The sequence below is a fragment of the Faecalibacterium sp. AF28-13AC genome (genome assembly GCF_003478405.1).
In the GTDB taxonomy this organism is placed as follows: domain Bacteria; phylum Bacillota; class Clostridia; order Oscillospirales; family Ruminococcaceae; genus Faecalibacterium; species Faecalibacterium prausnitzii_E.
Map to the genome: position 1 here is coordinate 41,221 of NZ_QUFG01000009.1, position 18,616 is coordinate 59,836.

General features: G+C 60.4%; 16 protein-coding genes and 1 tRNA gene. 5 read left to right on the plus strand and 12 right to left on the minus strand.

The genetic code is table 11. The features are described from left to right. Positions 1-28 precede the first annotated feature (28 nt). The 4 genes from DWY95_RS12950 (at position 29) to DWY95_RS12965 (ending at position 3,012) form a co-directional block, all read left to right on the plus strand. Positions 29-703 carry a type II toxin-antitoxin system PemK/MazF family toxin gene (locus DWY95_RS12950; RefSeq protein ID WP_118553807.1) on the plus strand — a complete coding sequence of 225 codons (675 nt, stop codon included), beginning with the start codon at positions 29-31 and terminating at the stop codon, positions 701-703. Then, complete coding sequence (locus tag DWY95_RS12955) at positions 694-1,506, plus strand: DUF6551 family protein (RefSeq protein ID WP_118553808.1); 813 nt, start codon at positions 694-696, stop codon at positions 1,504-1,506. The genes DWY95_RS12950 and DWY95_RS12955 overlap by 10 nt, the downstream gene beginning before the upstream one ends. Before the next feature lie 132 nt (positions 1,507-1,638). Further along, complete coding sequence (locus tag DWY95_RS12960; RefSeq protein ID WP_097786061.1) at positions 1,639-1,839, plus strand: helix-turn-helix domain-containing protein; 201 nt, start codon at positions 1,639-1,641, stop codon at positions 1,837-1,839. Positions 1,840-1,914: 75 nt separating this feature from the next. Then, a complete protein-coding gene (locus tag DWY95_RS12965) occupies positions 1,915-3,012 on the plus strand; it encodes a site-specific integrase (RefSeq protein WP_243082764.1) in 1,098 nt (365 codons plus the stop codon). Positions 3,013-3,146: 134 nt separating this feature from the next. Here the strand turns inward: DWY95_RS12965 and DWY95_RS12970 are convergent. From DWY95_RS12970 to DWY95_RS13010, 9 genes are all read right to left on the minus strand, one after another. Further along, positions 3,147-3,224, minus strand: a tRNA-Pro gene (locus DWY95_RS12970). 72 nt (positions 3,225-3,296) lie between these two features. Next, positions 3,297-4,082, minus strand: coding sequence for a phosphoribosyltransferase family protein (locus DWY95_RS12975; protein ID WP_118553810.1), 786 nt, complete (start codon positions 4,080-4,082; stop codon positions 3,297-3,299). Continuing rightward, positions 4,082-6,262 (minus strand): S-layer homology domain-containing protein, encoded by a 2,181-nt coding sequence (locus tag DWY95_RS12980; protein WP_118553811.1) that lies wholly within the window; start codon positions 6,260-6,262, stop codon positions 4,082-4,084. Before DWY95_RS12980 ends, DWY95_RS12975 begins: the two co-directional genes overlap by 1 nt. A gap of 13 nt (positions 6,263-6,275) precedes the next feature. Further along, a complete protein-coding gene (locus DWY95_RS12985; protein ID WP_118553812.1) occupies positions 6,276-7,481 on the minus strand; it encodes an ABC transporter permease in 1,206 nt (401 codons plus the stop codon). Next, complete coding sequence (locus DWY95_RS12990) at positions 7,478-8,239, minus strand: ABC transporter ATP-binding protein (RefSeq protein WP_118553813.1); 762 nt, start codon at positions 8,237-8,239, stop codon at positions 7,478-7,480. The genes DWY95_RS12985 and DWY95_RS12990 overlap by 4 nt, the downstream gene beginning before the upstream one ends. A gap of 11 nt (positions 8,240-8,250) precedes the next feature. Beyond that, positions 8,251-9,882 carry an efflux RND transporter periplasmic adaptor subunit gene (locus DWY95_RS12995; protein ID WP_118553814.1) on the minus strand — a complete coding sequence of 544 codons (1,632 nt, stop codon included), beginning with the start codon at positions 9,880-9,882 and terminating at the stop codon, positions 8,251-8,253. A gap of 225 nt (positions 9,883-10,107) precedes the next feature. After that, positions 10,108-11,106: a GGGtGRT protein gene (locus DWY95_RS13000; protein ID WP_097793550.1), complete on the minus strand. Its 999-nt coding sequence runs from the start codon at positions 11,104-11,106 to the stop codon at positions 10,108-10,110. A gap of 17 nt (positions 11,107-11,123) precedes the next feature. Next, positions 11,124-11,825 carry a hypothetical protein gene (locus DWY95_RS13005; protein ID WP_097793551.1) on the minus strand — a complete coding sequence of 234 codons (702 nt, stop codon included), beginning with the start codon at positions 11,823-11,825 and terminating at the stop codon, positions 11,124-11,126. 259 nt (positions 11,826-12,084) lie between these two features. Then, positions 12,085-13,305: an MFS transporter gene (locus DWY95_RS13010; RefSeq protein ID WP_118553815.1), complete on the minus strand. Its 1,221-nt coding sequence runs from the start codon at positions 13,303-13,305 to the stop codon at positions 12,085-12,087. A gap of 354 nt (positions 13,306-13,659) precedes the next feature. Between DWY95_RS13010 and hisS the strand changes: the two genes are divergently transcribed. After that, complete coding sequence (gene hisS / locus DWY95_RS13020) at positions 13,660-14,901, plus strand: histidine--tRNA ligase (RefSeq protein WP_118553817.1); 1,242 nt, start codon at positions 13,660-13,662, stop codon at positions 14,899-14,901. A 75-nt stretch (positions 14,902-14,976) separates the two neighbouring features. Here hisS and DWY95_RS13025 read toward each other — a convergent pair whose 3' ends face one another. The 3 genes from DWY95_RS13025 to DWY95_RS13035 form a co-directional block, all read right to left on the minus strand. Then, positions 14,977-16,278 (minus strand): putative ABC transporter permease, encoded by a 1,302-nt coding sequence (locus tag DWY95_RS13025; protein WP_118553818.1) that lies wholly within the window; start codon positions 16,276-16,278, stop codon positions 14,977-14,979. A 153-nt stretch (positions 16,279-16,431) separates the two neighbouring features. Then, positions 16,432-17,580 carry a lactaldehyde reductase gene (fucO, locus tag DWY95_RS13030; protein WP_118553819.1) on the minus strand — a complete coding sequence of 383 codons (1,149 nt, stop codon included), beginning with the start codon at positions 17,578-17,580 and terminating at the stop codon, positions 16,432-16,434. A 211-nt stretch (positions 17,581-17,791) separates the two neighbouring features. Next, entirely contained in the window at positions 17,792-18,451 is a 660-nt protein-coding gene (locus DWY95_RS13035) for a GntR family transcriptional regulator (RefSeq protein WP_118553820.1), read from the minus strand. Between the last annotated feature and the right edge of the window lie 165 nt (positions 18,452-18,616).

Genomic DNA, 18,616 nt, shown 5'->3' on the forward strand with positions numbered 1-18,616 from the left:
TGTACATATTGCAAAAGGAGGACAGCTATTGATTCAAAACTGGAAATTCCAGCGCGGAGACATTTTCTTCACCCGTTTCGACAACGCCATCGGTTCAGAGCAAAGCGGGAATCGTCCGGCAGTCGTTCTCCAGAACGATGTGGGAAATTTTTACTCGCCCACGCTGATCGTAGCCACATTGACAAGCAAGGCAGCCAAAAAGTACACCCAGCCGACCCACTGCCTGCTGGTGAACGATTTTCTCTCCGTTCCGTCCATCGTTCAGGCAGAGCAGATCTTTACCATAGACAAAAGCAGGGTGCTGAAATTCCTCGGACACCTCACCCCGGAGGAAATGAGCCGGGTGGATGATGCTGTCCGTGCCAGTCTTGCCCTGAACCCGATGGGGAGCATTCAGCGGCTTCCACCCATCATCCGCTCTACGGCGGCTTACGCACCGCCTGAGGTGGTTGACGGCAAGCCGCCCATCTATCCTTACACGCCCATCAAATCGTCCTTTGAGGACGCCGGGAGCGTTGAGGACATGATGCTGTACACCGAACTGGAAGCTGCGGTACACGCAATGATCCAGCGGCTGGAATATAGCTTCACGTTCAACCCCAGCCTGCTCACCATCCCAAAGCGTAAGCAGCAGGTTGCTGAAATTCTGAAAGAAGCCGAAACGTACATCTGGAGGATCAAGGAGGAAATGCGATGCGCCTGAAAGACAACAACAATCCCTTCATCCATGTCAACCCGCCGTACCAGCTCATGGTCATCCACAGCAGCAAGCTGGTCTACCCCCGCGAACTGTATCAGCGCGGTGTGGAGCGCAAGCGTGTGGAACTGATCGCCGCCCACTTCAACGAATATGTGGCAAATGAGCCGAAGGTCAGTTTCCGCAACGGTCAGTTCATCGTAACGGATGGGCAGCACACCATCGAGGGGCGCATCCTCCGCAACGGCGGCAAAGATCTGCCGATTCTCTGCAAGGTGTACACGGGCATGACCGTGGAGCAGGAAGCCCTGCTCTTTGCCGAGCAGAACGGCTTTTCCGCGCCGCTGACGGCAGGCATCAAGCTCCGTGCCAAGGTTGTGGGCGGCGATGCCATTTCCAAGGCGTTTCTCGCAGCCACCAACCGGGTGGGGTTGAGTCTCAATTATGACAGCCAGCAGCTGACCGATTACCGCATCGGCTGCGTTGGTACGGCTTTCCGGCTCTACAAGCAGATGGGCGAACCGCTCTACTGTGAAACGATGCGGCTGATCGTGGCAGCATGGGAGGGCAAACCGGATTCGTTCCGGGCATCTGTTCTGAAAGGCATGATGCACTTTGTGGAGCTGTACCACGGCGAGTTCAGTGAAGAACGGCTGCTCCGTGCGCTGCGCAACATCCACCCGGTCGATATTTACCGCATCGGGCAGGACGACCCCGCAAAGCTGCGCGGATGGAAAAAATACGTTTTTCCCATCTACACCGCCTACAACGGCAAGTGCAGAAAAGACGCACTGCCGATGAAATTCTGATATTTTCAGGCATACCTCCCATATACACAAGGGGCATCCGCAAACCGCAGATGCCCCTTGTTACATATCAAAGCGCAATATATAGTGTTCCTGTATTCGTTTAACACAACATATAGAGAAAAGAGGTATTCTATGCGCTCTCAGTTCACTTCGTATGACCAGCTTCCCATCACCCTGACAGCCGATCATGTCGCTGCTGCGCTGGGCATCTCCCGCGCCAACGCTTACATCCTGCTCCGTTCGGACGGCTTTCCCACGCTCCACATCGGTAAGCGGATGGTTGTACCCAAAGACCGTTTTCTTCAGTGGATCACGGACAGCGTAAATGGCTGATCTGACATCCTTGATTCAAGAGGTTTCTTTTTCTATACTATTCCCGAAACGACTTGACATCAGGAAGGAGGCAATATGCCAAGCAAACGTTCACACGGCGAGGGTACGCTTCGCCACCGCAGCGATGGTCGCTGGGAATTACGTATGATGGACGGCTACCAGAAAGATGGTTCGCCGCGCTTCAAGACCTTCTATGGCAAGACCCAGAAGGAGGTCAAGCTCAAACTGAAAGAGTATCAGGATGCGCTTATCAGCGGTGTCCAGCTGGACACGATCCTGTACTTTGAGGATTGGGCTGATACATGGTTCGAGGGTCACAGGGATAATATCGCTCCCACGACACAGGAAAGCTACAAATACTGCCTGAAAATGCTCAAAGAGGGATTTTATCATCGCCCCTTGACCGTCATACGCCCCATCGACATTGAAAACTTCCTGAAAGGGATGCGGCGCGATGGCCGCTCAGATTCTTACATCAGCAAGGCACGAGGGATGCTCTACCAAGTCTTTCAAAAGGCAGAAGCCAATGACCTTGTGCGCCGCAACCCGGTCCGGCTTGCTGAAAAGATGCGGGCAACCGGCACCGCAAAGCGCAAGGAAGCCTTTACCACAGCGGAAGTCGCCCACTTAATGAAGGTTCTCCCCGATGACCGCATGGGCTTAAGCATCCGGCTTTTGCTCGGCACTGGAATGAGAATGCAGGAACTTCTGGCTTTGGAGCCGCAGTTTATTGAAGAAGATGGCTCTGTCATTCACATCCGGCAGGCAGTAAAGGTCGTAAAAGGTACGGTCAGCATCGGCAGTCCGAAATCCAAAGACAGTATCCGGGATATTCCGGTGCCGCTGAATGTCCGCCCCTGTGCCATCAAGCTGCGGGATACCACCGACCAGTTCATCTGGGAAAGCCCCAAGACCGGCTTGCCCTGCAATCCCACCCATTTCCGAGATGTGTTCCGCAAATCTCTGGAAGAAGCGGGCGATGTCCGCTTGCTCACACCGCACAGCTGCCGCCACACCTATGTGTCGCAGATGCAGGCGTTGGGCGTGGATATTCAGACCATCCAGAGCATCGTAGGCCATGCCGACACCGAGATGACTGAGCATTATCTCCATGTTCAGGAATCCATTCGGCAGAGTGCGATCCAGTTGTTCAGTGAGGCGTTTTCGGCCTGAAAATTGGACGGAACGACACTAATTAGACCAGATAAAATCTTTGGCATTGTGGTCAAAATTGTGGTCAAAACCAAATGAGGTCAGCCCACAAACAAAAAAATCCAACGATTTCTAATGTGAAATCATTGGATTTATGGTCCGAGTGGCGAGAATCGAACTCACGGCCTCTTGAACCCCATTCAAGCGCGCTACCAAAACTGCGCTACACCCGGATATCTGCAAGCGGCTGTCGCTCACAGCTCATTTAGTATACCCGACGAGGGCGGTTTTGTCAAGCACTTTTCTCAAAAATCCTCCTCAGAATTTTCCAAGATGGCTTCGGTCGGGCTTCGCGGAGCGTCGAGCTCCACGGTCGCCAGCGCCACAGCGAAAACGCTCTCGGCACCGGCGGCCAGCAGGGCCTGGGTGCAGGCGGTCACAGTGGCACCGGTGGTGATGACATCATCCACGAGAAGGATGCGCTTCCCTGCCACCTGTTCCGGGTCTGTCACACGGAACGCGCCAGATACATTCACCAGCCGCTCATCGAAGGAGAGGCCCTCCTGCCGCTTGCCGGAGCGGGCACGGACCAGCAGCCTCGGCTCCAGCGGGACGCCCACCGCGCGGGCCACGGACCGGGCCATCCGCTCCGGCACGTTGTACCCGCGCACCCGGCTGGAAGCCGGCACCGGCACCACGCAGTTGTAGCCGATGGCAAGGCCGGGCACGGTCTCCACCTCCGGCCCGAAGCCGCGCATCCGGACTTTGCTCCCGAACAGAAGCCGCGCCATCTCCACGCCCAGCTCATCGGCAGCCCACGGGGCAGCCTGGAACTTTGCCCGCAGCACACCCCGCCGGACGCAGCCCGCATAGCGGTAGGGCGCGGCGGCACCTTCCAGATTTTTGATGTAGTGCCGCTCCCTGGCCAGACGAAAGGTCGGGCGGCGGCGCAGCGTTTCCAGTTCCTCTTTGCAATCGGGGCAGGCGCTCACCGACCCCAGCACCCGGTCACAAAAAGGGCAGCGGCGCGGGTAAAGCACCCAGCGCAGCTGCCGCAGAATGCGGCCAACGCCGCTGTTTTCGATTTGCATCAATCGTTCTTGACCGCGATGATGACCCGCACCTTTTTGCCTGCCGTGCAGCCGAAGTTGTCGTACCAGCCGGTGAGCTTGTACTCGTCGGTGTTCACGGAGGCCAATCTGGTGGGGTAATACTGGCCCTTGTACCACAGGTAGACCTGGGCATCGTCGGCCATCTCATAGCGGGTATTGCCCGACAGCACCGACGCCGCACCCACGCGGTCGATCTTCAGCGGCATCAGCTGGACCATGCGCTTGACCGAGCCGGTGGTCTCCTGCCGCACTGCAACGCCGCCCGCGATGACCGGGTACTTGATGGCAGTGCTGAAGCTGGCGGGCGCGCCGTTCACGTAGCACACGTAGGTCGCGCCGCCGCCGATGAACCGAAGGATCTGCTTGAAGGGGGTGCCGGTGATCTCGGCCACCTGCTTGAAGCCGATGCTCAGCAGCGAACCGGTGTTGCTGGTCAGCTTCTGCCAGGCCGTGGAGAGGATATCGCCGGAGACGATGCCCCACAGGATCTCGCTCGTCGTGGGCACCAGAAGGCTCGTGATCTGGTCGGTCACGGTCCCCTGCGTCGTGGAATCGGCAGACCCCGTTGTCCCGTTCTTGTTACCGGTGGTGGTTCCGGTGATGGTTCCGCCCGCCGTGGACGAACCGCCGGACGAATTTGCACCGGCGTTGAAGCTGGTGATGAAGCTCTTGAGGTCGGTGTAATTGACCGCGAGGTTCTTCACATCATCCAGCACACCGTACTTCCACAGGTCGCCGGTCACATCGTTCAGGATGAGGCGGTCGATCTGGCCAGCCTCATTGACGGTGTAGTAGCGGACGTCCGAACTGCTCAGTGTGACCCCCGATAGGCGGCTGGGACGAACCGTCCCAGCCACACCCTCCGAAGTCGTATCCAGAATCTCTACATCGTCGGCCAGAGCGGCATCGCCCAGGGCCGTGGCGTTCTCGTTGATGGTGCCGCTGGTCGAGCGGCCGCTGACATGCTCCACATTCTCGCCGTCCGGGCCTACGGTGATCTCCACCAGCCAGCCCGCCGGGAAATTCAGGCTTTTATCCACATTCACGGTGCGGGTGATGCCATCGGTGCAGAGGACGGCCACTTTTTGCAGCACGTCCGCGCCGTTCTCCTCGATGAGGCTGCGGGCGGAAGACTGGACGACGCCGTAGAAGACGCTGTCGGCCTCCTCGCCGGTCACGATGCCGGCGGCCTCATTGTTCATGCCCAGCAGCAGGGTCACGACCTGACCCACGCCGCCGCCGTTCAGGGAGGACACCTGCGAGGCCACGGCCGAGGAGCCGAGGGTGTAGGTGCTGCCCGCCACGGTCACGGACGTCGGGGCGCTGGCGCTGGGCGAGACTGCCGTGATGCGGCCTGCCGCGCGGCGGGTATAGATCCAGACAGTCTGTAAACTTTCGCTGTAGTAATACACATCGTACTTCGTCAGCTCAGCGGAAGAAGAGACTTTGTCGTTGCGGTAGACGCTCACAGGGGCAAAGGGCAGCTGCGTGGTGCCGTCCGCGATGAAGGGGCCTTTCAGGCTGCTCAGCATGACGCTGGACGTATCCACCTGACCGTTCGAGACCGTGAAGCCCAGCGAGGTGCCGTAGGCACTGCCGCTGGCGGCGTTGGCCGTGAGCGCATTGTAGAACAGGATGGCGCACTCCTCATAATTCAGAGCCTCACCCTGCTGACGCTCCAGCTGATTGCGCAGACCCAGCTCGCTGGCCTTGTTCAGCTGCGCCTGCGGGAAGGAGCCGCTCAGGTCGGTCATCTTATAGCCCAGCAGCTTGAGCACTGCCGTGACGGCCTCTTCCAGCGTCACGGCGTTGTCCGGGCGGAAGGTGCCGTCGGTGTAGCCGCTCATCCAGCCCTGCTGCACCGCAATGCGGACATAGGGCGCATACGCCGAGCTGCCGGGCAGGTCCTTGTACAGGGTGCCCACGGCCCCCTGCGAGCCTACGCTCTCCCGGAAGGTGGAATAGGCCACCAGCATCCGGGCAAAGGCCCCGCGGGTGACCACGGCGTTCAGCGCCGCCGTCTGGGTGGAGTCCATGCCGTCCAGCGTGATGGACAGCTGCACGGCGGTGTTGGCATTGCCCGCCGCTGCGGCCGGGAGCGCCAGCATCGACACGGCCATGCTGACCGCGAGAAGGAATGCGAGAAGACGTTTTTTCATCTGGGGAACCTCCTTAATCATACCGCAGGGCTTCGATGGGGTTGAGCCGTGCGGCGCGCTTGGCGGGCAGGTAGCCGAACAGCACACCGATGCCCACCGAGATGCCGAATGCCACTGCGATGGAGTTGAACGACGGGCTGACGGTGACATCCACGCCGGATGCGACCATGGGCAGGATGCGGTTGGCCGCCATCGAGACGACATAGCCCAGCACGATGCCGAGGAAACCGCCCAGCGCCGAGGTGGTGGCAGCCTCCACCACGAACTGCGCCAGGATGACCCGTTCCTTGGCACCCAGTGCCTTGCGGATGCCGATCTCGCGGGTGCGCTCGGTGACGGACACCAGCATGATGTTCATGATGCCGATGCCGCCCACCAGCAGCGAGATGCTGGCGATGCCGGTGAGGATGACGATGACCATGTGGATCATCTTGTTCATCTCTTCCAGGAACTCGCTGGCGCTGTACACATAGTAGGCGTTCTCGCTCTTGAGTACGTTGTACAGACCCGCCTCCATCACGGCCTTGGCATCGTTGGCCTTGCTCTCGTCGGTCATGATGGCGATGTAGCTCTGATTCGTGGACGTGTTGGACAGGCGCATCACCGTGGTGTAGGGCAGGTAGACGCAGGCGTCATCCGAGCCCTCCTGCAGGCTGGGGTCGCTGACCTTGGCGGCCAGCACGCCCACGATGCGGAACTTGTTGGCACCGATCTTCAGCGTCTGGCCCACGCCGTTGCCGCCGAAGGCCACGCGGTTGAGGTAGTCGCCGATGATGCAGACCTGCTTGTTGTCTTTGATGTCCATATACTGCAGGCCGCGCCCCTTGGCAATGGTGTAGTTCTTCAGGGTGGTGTAGTCTTCATCCACACCGTAGATGTTGAGCCAGCGGTAGGTGCTGGTGCCGATCTTCAGGTCGCCGCTGCCGCTGAAGTCGATCTGGGGCGAGACGGACTGGATCAGCTCCGGGTTCTTTTCGGCGATGGCATAGACGTCGTCCACCGAGATGGTGCGGGAGCCATAGCCCCAGACGTTGATGTTCAGGGTGTTGGTTCCCATGGCGGAAAAGCTGTCCCGCATGCTCTTGGTCATGCCATTGCCCAGGCCGACGATGACGATGACCGCCATAACGCCGATGATGATGCCCAGCATGGTCAGGAAGGTGCGGAGCTTGTTGCTCCAGACATTCTGGATGGCCTGCCGGAAGGTCTCGATGATCATGCCTGCACCTCCTGTTCCGCCGTTTTTTCCGGGGTCTCCGGCAGCAGAGTGGGCTGCACGATGGCCTCCGGCGCATGGGAATCGCCGTCGTAGACGACCCGGCCATCCTCCAGACGGATGATGCGGTCGGCCTGCACGGCGATGGAATTGTCGTGGGTGATGAGGACGACGGTGTGGCCCTCCTCATGCAGCTGCTGCAGCATCCCCAGCACTTCGCGGCCGGTGTGCGAATCCAGCGCGCCGGTGGGCTCGTCGGCCAGGATGACCGCCGGGTTGCGCACCAGCGCCCGCGCGATGGAAACGCGCTGCTGCTGGCCGCCGGAGAGCTGATTGGGCTTGTTCCGGATCTTGTCGCCCAGGCCCACCTGCTCCAGCACGGCGCGGGCGCGGCGGTGGCGCTCGGCGCGGGGGATGCCCGCATACACCAGCGGCACCTCCACGTTTTCCAGCAGGTTCAGCCGGGGCAGCAGGTTGTACTGCTGGAAGATAAAGCCCAGCATCTCATTCCGGATGGAGGCCAGCTCGTTGCGGTTCATCCGGCCCACATCCCTGCCGTTGAGCCGGTAGGTGCCGTGGGTGGGCACATCCAGGCAGCCAATGATGTTCATGCAGGTGGATTTGCCGGAGCCTGACTGGCCGACAATGGCGACGAACTCGCCCTTGTCTATTTTCATGGTGATGTGGTCTGCGGCCTTGACCGTGGTATCACCCATCTGGTAATACTTGCAGACCTCATCAAACTCGATCAGAGCGCTCATCGTTCCTCCTATCAGAATGGCATGATATATCCGCCGTCGTCATAGTAGCTGTCGCTGCTGACGGAGCTGGGGTCGTAGCCGATGGTGTCGCCCTCCTGGATGCCACTGACGATCTGGGTATAGTCGTCGTCGCTGACACCGGTCTTGACCGGCACATAGACGAAGCCCTCCGGGGCCTCCATCGCCGTGTCTGCGTTGGCGGCGCTGGGGGAATCCTTTGTGACGAGCACATAGCTGCCGCGCACCACCGCCGCATTGGGCACGACGAGGGCGTTCTTCGCCTCGGCCACCACGATCTCCGCGTTGGCGTTCATGCCGGGGCGCAGGCCGTCGGTGTCGTCGATGCGGATGCTGACGGGGTAGGTCGTAGTGCCGCCGTTGGAGGCGCCCTTCATCGAAACGCGGGTCACGGTGCCCACATAGGTCTTATCCGGCACCGCGTCGGCGGTGATCTGGACCTGCTGGCCCACCGAGATGGAGCTGATCTGCAGCTCATCCACGTTGATGCTCATTTCCAGATAGCTCAGGTCATAGACGATGCAGAGGGTATCGCCGGCCTTGACGGCATCGCCCACCTTGGCGTCCTTTTCAATGATGGTGCCGCTGATGGGGGCGGTGATGGTGTAGTTGTTCATGGCGTCCTGCAGGTTCTGCATCGAGATCTCCGCGCTGCGCAGGGATTCGGACGCCGACTGGATGGACTCGGTCAGGTCGTCGCCGGACAGGCCGAGGATGATGTCATCCTTCGCCACTTCCGAGCCTTCCTGCACATTGATGGACGTCACCGTGCCGGCCGCCTGCGCCGTCAGAGTGCGCTCAGCCTGATAGGCAAAGGTGGCCGAGCCGATGGAGCTGACCCCGTTGATGGAGGCGGTGGCCGCCTGCGCCGTGGTCAGGCCGCCTGCGTTCTTCACCGTGATGGTCACGGTGCGGGTCAGCAGATTGCCAGCACTCAGCGCATCGGTGCCGCTCACAGAGGTCACGGTGCCGTCCAGCTGCTCAAAAGTGCCGTCCAGCGTCACAGCGGCGCTCTGGCCCACCGAGAAATTTGCCGCATCGGCTGCGGGGAACTCCAGCGTCAGCAGCATTCTGGAGCTGTCGCGGATGACAGCCACCTCCTGGCCGCTGGTCACTTCATCGCCCTTCGTCACCTTCAGGCTGCTCACCACGCCCGCCACCTCGGCGCGGACATACTGGCGGTCCACGACCTTATCGTAGCTGCGCTGCGCCTGCTGCATGGCGATCTCGGCCTTTTCAAAGTTGGTGGAAGCGTCCGAGTTGTCGATGGTGTAGAGCACGTTGCTCTCCTCCACGATGTTGCCTTCCTCAATGGTGCCGGTCAGCACCTTGCCATCCACCAGGCTCTTGACGGTGTAGGTATTGGCGGGGTTCAGCGTACCGGTGCCGCTCAGGGTGTTGGTCACATCCCGGCGCTCCGGGGCGGCCTCCGTGTAGCTGGCATCCACACTCGCAGGCTTGGCCTGCTGGGGCCGGAGCAGGAACACGCCGCCTGCCACTGCCACGCAGAGCACCGGCACCAGCCACTTCCAGTTCTTTTTCAGGAACGGGACCGGGCCCTTCCCTGCGGCAGCTGCTTCGGGCGTCTGCGCTTCCGGGGTGTCCTTCTTCTTTTTCCAGTTCATGTTGCTATGCTCCTCCTATATGTCCGGGCAGACCGCCCGGCAGGTTGCAGACTTGTATAAGTGTAGTGTATCGCATTTTCCCAGCTTGCACAAGCGTCCAAATTTCATTTCCCCACATTTTTAACAAAAAGGGAAGTTTTTGTGGAGTTCTGGCCCCTGAAAATGCAAAAACGGTCTCCCGGAGTGTTCCGGGAGACCGCTGAAACGCTTATTTCAAAAACGAACTTATGCGTTTGCCTGAGCAGCAGCAACAGCGCAGGCAACGGTAGCACCGACCATGGGGTTGTTGCCCATGCCGATCAGACCCATCATCTCAACGTGTGCAGGCACAGAAGAAGAACCTGCAAACTGCGCATCGCCATGGACGCGGCCCAGAGAGTCGGTCAGGCCGTAGCTGGCAGGGCCGGCTGCGACGTTATCGGGGTGCAGGGTACGGCCCGTGCCGCCGCCGGAAGCGACGGAGAAGTACTTCTTGCCATTCTCAATGGCCCACTTCTTGTAGGTGCCGGCGACCAGGTGCTGGAAGCGGACGGGGTTGGTGGAGTTGCCGGTGATGGAGCACTGAACGTCCTCCTTCTTCATGATGGCAACACCCTCCATGACGTCGTTTGCGCCATAGCACTTGACGGCTGCACGCTCGCCGTTGGAGAAGGGGATCTCCTTGACGACGGTCAGGGTCTGAGAGGGGATGTCGTACTCAGTCTGCACATAGGTGAAGCCGTTGATACGGGAAATGATGTAAGCAGCATCCTTGCCCAGGCCGTTCAGGATGACGCGCAGGGGGGTCTTGCGGACCTTGTTTGCGGTGCGGGCGATGCCGATGGCACCCTCAGCAGCAGCGAAGGACTCGTGGCCTGCCAGGAAAGCGAAGCAGGTGGTGTCCTCGCTCAGCAGACGAGCGCCCAGGTTGCCGTGGCCCAGGCCGACCTGGCGCTGCTCTGCGACAGAGCCGGGGATGGTGAAGGCCTCCAGGCCCTCGCCGATGGCAGCTGCGCACTCGGCAGCGTCGGTCAGGCCGCGCTTCACAGCGATGGCGGTGCCCAGGGTGTATGCCCAGACAGCGTTATCAAAGCAGATGGGCTGCACACCGCGGACGATCTTGTCGCAGTCGATGCCCTTTGCGAGGAGCATCTCGTTGCAAGCGTCCAGAGACTCCAGGCCGTTGGCCTTCAGGCATGCCTCGATCTTCGGCATGCGGCGATCCATAGATTCAAAAGTTGCCATGCGTTGTTCCTCCTCTCTTATTCCTCACGCGGGTCGATGTACTTGACCGCGCCCTGCTCAGCGCTGAAGCGGCCGTAGGTGCCCACGTTCTTCTCGTATGCCTCATTGGGGGTCTTGCCGTGACGGATATCCTCCATCATCTTGCCCAGCTTGACGAACTGGTAGCCGATGACTTCGTTGTTCTCGTCCAGAGCCAGCTTGTTGATGTAGCCCTCGGTCAGCTCCAGGTAACGGACGCCCTTCTCCTTGGTGGAGAAGATGGTGCCGGTCATGGAACGCAGGCCCTTGCCCAGGTCGTCCAGACCTGCGCCGATGGGCAGACCGTCCTCAGAGAAAGCGGTCTGGCTGCGGCCGTAGACGATCTGCAGGAACAGCTCGCGCATGGCCACGTTGATGGCGTCGCACACCAGGTCGGTGTTCAGAGCTTCCAGGATGGTCTTGCCGGGCAGGATCTCGCCAGCCATAGCAGCAGAGTGGGTCATGCCGGAGCAGCCGATGGTCTCCACCAGAGCCTCTTCGATGACGCCGTTCTTGATGTTCAGGGACAGCTTGCAGGTGCCCTGCTGCGGTGCGCACCAGCCCACACCGTGGGTGTAGCCGCTAATGTCCTTCACTTCATAGGCCTTGACCCATGCGCCCTCTTCGGGGATGGGAGCCGGACCATGCTTAGGACCTTTGGTGATCGGGCACATATTCTGTACTTGCTGCGAATAGGTCATAATCATACTCTCCTTTTGACAAATTGATGCCACGCAGCAGGGGGGCTCCCCTGCCGTTTGCATTCGACCGGGCCCGCCGCTCTCATCGGTACGCCCAGTACTACCACGCATAGTTTCATTATAGAGGACCTTTTCGCAATTTTCAAGACGTTTCCGACAATTTTTCTACAAAGTTTTTGACAGTTATTTTTAGCTAACCGCCACATTTTATGCTTTTCCCGTTTCGTTTGATATTTTTTTGTCAGGTCTGCCAAAAGGTTCAGTTTTTCTTTGGTGGTTTTTGCTGCTGGACCGGCTGCAAGGCCCAGATGGCTGCAAAGCCTGCCGCCGCCCCGCCGATGGCCAGCCAGTGCCGCCCGGTCTCCAGCCCCCAGAGGTTGGCCGCAAAGGGGAACGCCAGGCTGCCCACGCTCTGCCCCAGGGCCAGAAAACCGTAGTTCACCCCCGCGTGGGGCAGACCGAACAGGTCAGTGGAAAGGGCAGGCAACACCGCCGCCAGCGCCGAGTAACAGAAGGTCAGGCTGGCATACACTGCCGCCACGGCCCACCCCTGCGCAAACAGAAACACGCCGGACAGCACGAACGACGCCGCGAACAGGAGCAGATCGGTCGGGCGGCGACCAATTTTATCGCTGAGCAGGGGCATCAACAGCCGCCCGGCCGCACTGCCCACGCTGCCCAGCACCACGCTCCACAGCGCCGCGCGCTCATCCAGCCCCCGCTCCATGCCCAGCTTCAGGATGATGGGGCTGAACAGCAGCACCGCCGGGGTGGAACAGCAGACCGCCCCCGCGCAGAGCCAGTATTGCTTCGTGCCCAGCATCTGCAAGGGGGCCAGGTCGAGCGGCGGGGCGTTCCTGCCCCGGCCCTGTTCTTCCGGCCGCTGCTTTTCGGGCGGCGGGTCGATGAGCAGCAGACTGCCCGCCAGACAGACCGGAAGGGTCAATGCCCCCAGCGCCCAGAACGCGCCCCGGATGCCCTGCACCGGCCCGAAGCCCTTCAGCGCCGTCCGGACGAAGACGGTGAGGAATGCGCCGGACAGACCCACCGCGCCCCCGATGACGCCGGTGGCCAACCCCTTGCGGCCCTTGTACCATTTCTGGGCGCAGGACTGGATGGACGGATATAGAAATGCCGTGCCCAGCCCCGCCGGGATGCTGAATGCCCCAAAGAAAAAGCCGCCCTTCTCCCCCGGCAGCAGCGCCGCCGCAAAGAAACCGCCGCAGAGCAGGGCCGTGCCCCAGAGCGCAGCGCACCGAGGGCCTTTGCGGTCCTGCAAAAAGCCGCCGATCACGCACCCGACGCCGAACGCCGCGATCAGGAGGCCGAACGCATACCCGGCCCCCTGCTCGCTCAGGCCGTACTCGTCCATCACCGGCTGCTGGAATACGCCCCACGCGGCGGGCAGGCCCGTCAACACCTGAATGGCGGCTCCCGCCGCCAGGATGGCCCACGGATGTTTTGCAGAAAACTGCTGCATTTTTACATCACCTCTGCCCTTAGTCTGCCCTTTTTGATTGACAAACGAGCAGATTCTTTTATAATTGTAAGTACTATGAAAAGAATAACCCTCTCAGGCGCTTCGCGCCAGCTCTCCCAAAGGGAGAGCCTCTGGCGGGCCGGTTCTGGCCCTGCTGGCTGCTCAGGCCATCCTTCCGAAAGGCCGTGGGCCTTGCGGCAAAGGGCAGGCAGATGCTGCCCATGAGGACAAGGCTCAGCCGCGTAAGAGCCGAAGGCGACAACGTGCAGACCTGCCCGACATGCCAATGGCTCCCCCTTTTGGGGGAGCTGGCACGCGAAGCGTGACTGAGAGGGTATAGAGAGAGGATCATCCATGAAAACACAGGCATTAAAGGGTATGCGGGACCTTCTTCCCGCCGAGCAGGCCCTGCGCGACTACATTCAGGGCAAAATTCTGGAGACCTACCGCGCCTCCGGCTTCGAGCGCATCTCCACCCCCATGCTGGAGGATATGGAGAATCTGGACAAATCCGACGGCGGCGACAACCTGAACCTTATCTTCAAGGTGCTCAAGCGCGGCGATAAGCTGACCAGCGCGCTGGACTCCGGCGACCCGAAGCAGCTGTCCGACATGGGTCTGCGCTACGACCTGACCCTGCCCCTGAGCCGCTTTTATGCGGCCAACAAGGACAAGCTCCCCCACCCCTTCAAGGTCATCCAGACCGACCGCGTCTTCCGCGCGGAGCGCCCCCAGAAGGGCCGTCTGCGCGAGTTCGTCCAGTGCGACATCGACATTCTGGGCGACGAGTCCCCCAACGCCGAGGTCGAGCTCATTGACGTGACGGCCCGCGCCCTTCTGAGCATCGGCTTCACCGGCTTCACGGTCAACATCAACGACCGCCGCATCCTGCGCGGGATGCTGGAGAGCATGGGTTTTGCCGCCGATACGCTGGATTCCGTCTGCATCACCTTCGACAAGATGGACAAGATCGGTGCCGAGGGCGTCAAGGCCGAGCTGACCGAAAAGCAGCTGCCGGAGAACGCTATCCAGGCACTGGCCGACTTCATCGCCGCCGGTGACGTCACGCTGGATGCCGTCGCTTCCCGCTGCGCCGACCCCGCCATCGCCGACGATCTGAAGTATGTTCTCGCCACGGCCAACGCCATCGCCGACGGCCGCTTCGCCGTGGCCTACTGCCCCAGCCTCGTCCGCGGCCAGGGCTACTACACCGGCATGGTGTTTGAGATCACCTGTCCGCAGTTCAGCGGTGCCGTGGCGGGCGGCGGCCGTTACGACAACATGATCGGCAAGTTCCTGGGCACCAGGGTGCCCGCTGTCGGCTTCTCCATCGGCTTCGAGCGCGTCTGCGGCATCCTGCTGGAACAGGGGTATCAGATCCCCGGTGCCAAGCAGAAGATCGCCCTGCTCTACGGCAAGGAGGCAGATTTCCCCGCCGTCCTCGCCAAAGCCGCCGCTCTGCGCGACAACTACGAAGTCACCATCCTGCCCCAGGGCAAGAAGCTCGGCAAACAGCTGGGTCAGCTCGAAGCTGCCGGTTTCGCCGGTGCCGCCTTCATGGACAAGGACGACGTGAAGATCTTCGCACAGCAGTAACTTTCCCTGCGACACAGAAAGCCCCCGCCGACGAACGGCGGGGGCTTTCATGTTATCGGGCAGCTGTGCAGTCTCTCACCGGGCATGAGAAGAGACTTTTTTCGCATTGGGATAGATGCGCTCCATCCGGGCATTGTCAAAGTGCGCATCCAGAACCACATCGACGGGGTTCGCCGCCTCCACGCCGCTGGTGCGGGCATCGTACCGGGCCAGCGCAAGCGCTGACACCAGCATATTCACTGCCATAAAGACGGCCAGCACCGCCGTCATCCAGGGGCGGATGCGGGATTTCAGCTTTCCCATGCACTTTGCCACCAGCGGGTAGCCGTACCGCATCCAGGTCACCGCCGCAATGCCCCAGAAGAAGCAATACAGCAGGTTGATGCGCCCGCCGAGGTTGAACTTGAAGCCGCTGTAATCCCAGAACACGGTGCCGAACAGCAGCTCGGTGACGGCGCTGCACACATACTCATACGCACCGCCGAGGATGACGCCGAACCAGAAGATGCGACTCTCGCTCTGGTGCTCGCTGCCCCGCAGAAGGACGGCGGCCAGCACCAGCGCCAGCCCCCACACCACGCTGAACGGGCCCCACACCAGGCTCGACCGGCTCATCCAGACACCGGCCGTGATGCGGCAGAACAGGGTCTCCACCACATCGCCGAGGAAGGCCCCCACCACGAACAGCCAGACCAGGTCGGATACACTCATCGCCTTTTCGGCGCTGGTGGTCGGCTCCGGGCGGGCCGCTGCGGGGTAGGCCCGCTGGATGCGGCGCTCGACGCGGGCGGCGATCTTCTGCTGCAGCCGGTCGGTGCCCTTGCCCAGCTCCTGCCCCAGCTGTTCCAGCCGGGGGTGTTTGGCGGCATACTGCCCCACGACCACCACCGCACCGATCTGGTCCAGCACGGCGACCGTCATGCTGACCCATACCGCGATGTGGAGCAGCAGCGGCGGCAGCCAGGCACAGAACCGCAGCAGCAGGTCGTTGCCCCAGCGGACTGCTACTGCGCCCAGCACACCCCACAGGGCAGAATATTGCAGGCAGACGTAGCCGTCCAGGTTGAATTTTTTATCGGAGTAATCCCACCAGCGGCGGTGGTGCACCCGTTCCAGCAGCTTCGCCGTGACCCACTCGACCACGGTCGCGATCAGAAAACTGCCCGCGAACAGCGCGAACCAGCTGCTGCGCAGGTCGGCCAGACCCACAGCCAACAGAACGCCCGCCGTGCCGTAGACGAAGCAGAACGGGCCGGAAGCCACACCGCGGTTGGTGAACCGGCGGCCTTTGGCGGTGGCTACGACCGTCTCCCCCACCCAGCCCAAAAACGAGTAGACCAGATAGATGACGCTGAGGGTATAGAAATTCAATTTCATCGGCTGCTGCCCTCCTGAAACAAAGTGTACTCTGATTGTACCCGGTTTCGGGGCGTTTGACAAGCCCGAATCGCAAAAATGCCACCTCCGGCGCTGCGGCCGAAGATGGCATTTTGAGGTTTTAGATGTTACCGCAGACCAGACCGGAGCGGGTTACAGCTGGCTCTTGTACAGCTCCACGATCTCTTCCACGCTGGTGTCACGCGGGTTGCCGGGGCGGCAGGCGTCGGCGTAAGCGGACTCTGCCAGGAACTGGATGTTCTCTTCCTTCAGGATGCCGTGCAGGTTGGCGGGGATGCCCACATCTGCGCTCAGCTGCTTGACGGCGGCGATGGTGGCATCAGCTGCCTCGGCGTCGTTCATCTCGTCGATGCCCTGGACGCCCATGGCCTTGCCGACAGCACGGTAGCGCTCACCGGCCACGCTCTTGTTGTATTCCAGACCGACCGGCAGCAGGATGGCGCAGGCCACACCGTGCGGGGTGTCATACAGAGCGGACAGGCCGTGTGCCATGGAGTGGACGATGCCCAGACCGACGTTGGAGAAGCCCATACCGGCGATGTACTGGCCCAGAGCCATGCCCTCACGGCCTTCCGGGGTGTTCTGGACGGCACCGCGCAGGTTCTCGCTGATGAGCTTGATGGCTTCCAGATGGAACATATCGGAGATGGTGCAGTGGCCCTTGGTGATGTAGCCCTCAATGGCGTGGGTCAGAGCGTCCATACCGGTGGCAGCGGTCAGGCCCTTGGGCATGGAGGACATCATATCGGGGTCCACGACGGCGATCTCCGGGATGTCGTTGGTATCAACGCAGACGAACTTGCGCTTCTTCTCGACGTCGGTGATGACGTAGTTGATGGTGACTTCGGCCGCCGTACCGGCGGTGGTGGGCACAGCGATGGTGAAGACGGCGTGCTTCTTGGTGGGTGCGACACCTTCCAGAGAGCGGACATCCGCGAACTCCGGGTTGTTGATGATGATGCCGATAGCCTTTGCGGTGTCCATGGAAGAGCCGCCGCCGATGGTCACGATGCAGTCTGCCTCAGCAGCCTTGAAGGCCGCCACACCGTCCTGCACATTGGCGATGGTGGGGTTGGGCTTGATCTCGCTGTACACAGCGTAGGCAAAGTTTGCCGCATCCAGCAGGTCGGTGACTTTCTTGGTCACGCCGAACTTGATGAGGTCGGGGTCGGAGCAGACGAACGCCTTCTTGTAGCCGCGGGCGGTCAGTTCGGGAACGATGTTCTCGATGGCACCGTGGCCATGGTAGGAAATGGTATTCAGTACGATACGATCAGCCATAATTACGATCCTCCAAATCATTGTACCCGTTTTCAGCCGGGTCTCTCTGCCTTTTACTTTACCACATTGTTAAAAACTATGCAATGTCAAATTCTTATGATTTTTATGAATTTTTTATACGCATCTCACTGTTTCTGGACAAATGTGCTGTTTTTGTGCAAAAAAGTACCCTCTCAGGCAAACCCTGTGGGTTTGCCTGAGAGGGTAAGCCTTACCACAGTCGGATGACCTTGATGACGCCTTCGGCCTTATCGCGGGCCAGCTCCAGATGGTGCTGCAGCGCATCGGCGGCGGTGTCCCAGTTGTCGTTCAGGGCCGCATCCAGGATGTGCAGATGCTCCTCGCAGGTCTGGTCCTGATTGATCATGCTCACCTTGCCGGTCATGATGCGGAACCGGGTGTTCAGGCCGGTGATGCGGTCATAGGCCGAGCGCAGGTACTTGTTGGGCAGGCTGCTCATCAGCAGCTCGTGGAAGTCATCGTCCGACTTGCAGAAGTCGTCGATGCGGTCCGGGTGGTGCATCAGTTCCTTATAGTCTTCCAGTGCCTGCCGGGGGATCAGGTTGCCGTAATTGCGCAGCGCATACGGCTCCACCAGAAGGCGCATCTCGAACATGCTGTGCACATCGTCCTCCGTGATGCCGGAGACCATCAGGCCCTTTTTGGGCAGAATGGTGATGAGACCCTCCTGCTCCAACCGGCCCAACGCATCCCGCATGGGGGTGCGGCTGATGTTGCCCATCTCCGCACAGAGCTTCTGCTCGTTGAGAAACTCATTGGGACGGTACTCACAGTTCAGGATCTTTGTTTTCAGGTACTGGTAGGCCTGGAGCTTCAAGCTCTGCTTTGCCTGCTGTTCCATCTCTTTCATCTTTCCAATCTCCTAACCGAACAGATCATTTCATTCCGATGTTCGTCTCAAACAACGCAAAGCCGCCCGAAAGGCAGCTTGTATCCCTGAAATAATCCAACTCATCTCATATAAACATTATCACACAACTTGTCAATCTTTACAAGAGTTTTTCCAAAAGATTGG

Excerpts from the sequence above, each read along its gene's own strand:
- DWY95_RS12955 (WP_118553808.1), top strand. The coding sequence starts at position 694 with ATGCGCCTGAAAGACAACAACAATCCCTTCATCCATGTCAACCCGCCG.
- DWY95_RS12960 (WP_097786061.1), top strand. The coding sequence starts at position 1,639 with ATGCGCTCTCAGTTCACTTCGTATGACCAGCTTCCCATCACCCTGACA.
- DWY95_RS12965 (WP_243082764.1), top strand. The coding sequence starts at position 1,915 with ATGCCAAGCAAACGTTCACACGGCGAGGGTACGCTTCGCCACCGCAGC.
- DWY95_RS12975 (WP_118553810.1), bottom strand. The coding sequence starts at position 4,082 with ATGCAAATCGAAAACAGCGGCGTTGGCCGCATTCTGCGGCAGCTGCGC.
- DWY95_RS12980 (WP_118553811.1), bottom strand. The coding sequence starts at position 6,262 with ATGAAAAAACGTCTTCTCGCATTCCTTCTCGCGGTCAGCATGGCCGTG.
- DWY95_RS12985 (WP_118553812.1), bottom strand. The coding sequence starts at position 7,481 with ATGATCATCGAGACCTTCCGGCAGGCCATCCAGAATGTCTGGAGCAAC.
- DWY95_RS12990 (WP_118553813.1), bottom strand. The coding sequence starts at position 8,239 with ATGAGCGCTCTGATCGAGTTTGATGAGGTCTGCAAGTATTACCAGATG.
- DWY95_RS12995 (WP_118553814.1), bottom strand. The coding sequence starts at position 9,882 with ATGAACTGGAAAAAGAAGAAGGACACCCCGGAAGCGCAGACGCCCGAA.
- DWY95_RS13000 (WP_097793550.1), bottom strand. The coding sequence starts at position 11,106 with ATGGCAACTTTTGAATCTATGGATCGCCGCATGCCGAAGATCGAGGCA.
- DWY95_RS13005 (WP_097793551.1), bottom strand. The coding sequence starts at position 11,825 with ATGACCTATTCGCAGCAAGTACAGAATATGTGCCCGATCACCAAAGGT.
- DWY95_RS13010 (WP_118553815.1), bottom strand. The coding sequence starts at position 13,305 with ATGCAGCAGTTTTCTGCAAAACATCCGTGGGCCATCCTGGCGGCGGGA.
- hisS (WP_118553817.1), top strand. The coding sequence starts at position 13,660 with ATGAAAACACAGGCATTAAAGGGTATGCGGGACCTTCTTCCCGCCGAG.
- DWY95_RS13025 (WP_118553818.1), bottom strand. The coding sequence starts at position 16,278 with ATGAAATTGAATTTCTATACCCTCAGCGTCATCTATCTGGTCTACTCG.
- fucO (WP_118553819.1), bottom strand. The coding sequence starts at position 17,580 with ATGGCTGATCGTATCGTACTGAATACCATTTCCTACCATGGCCACGGT.
- DWY95_RS13035 (WP_118553820.1), bottom strand. The coding sequence starts at position 18,451 with ATGAAAGAGATGGAACAGCAGGCAAAGCAGAGCTTGAAGCTCCAGGCC.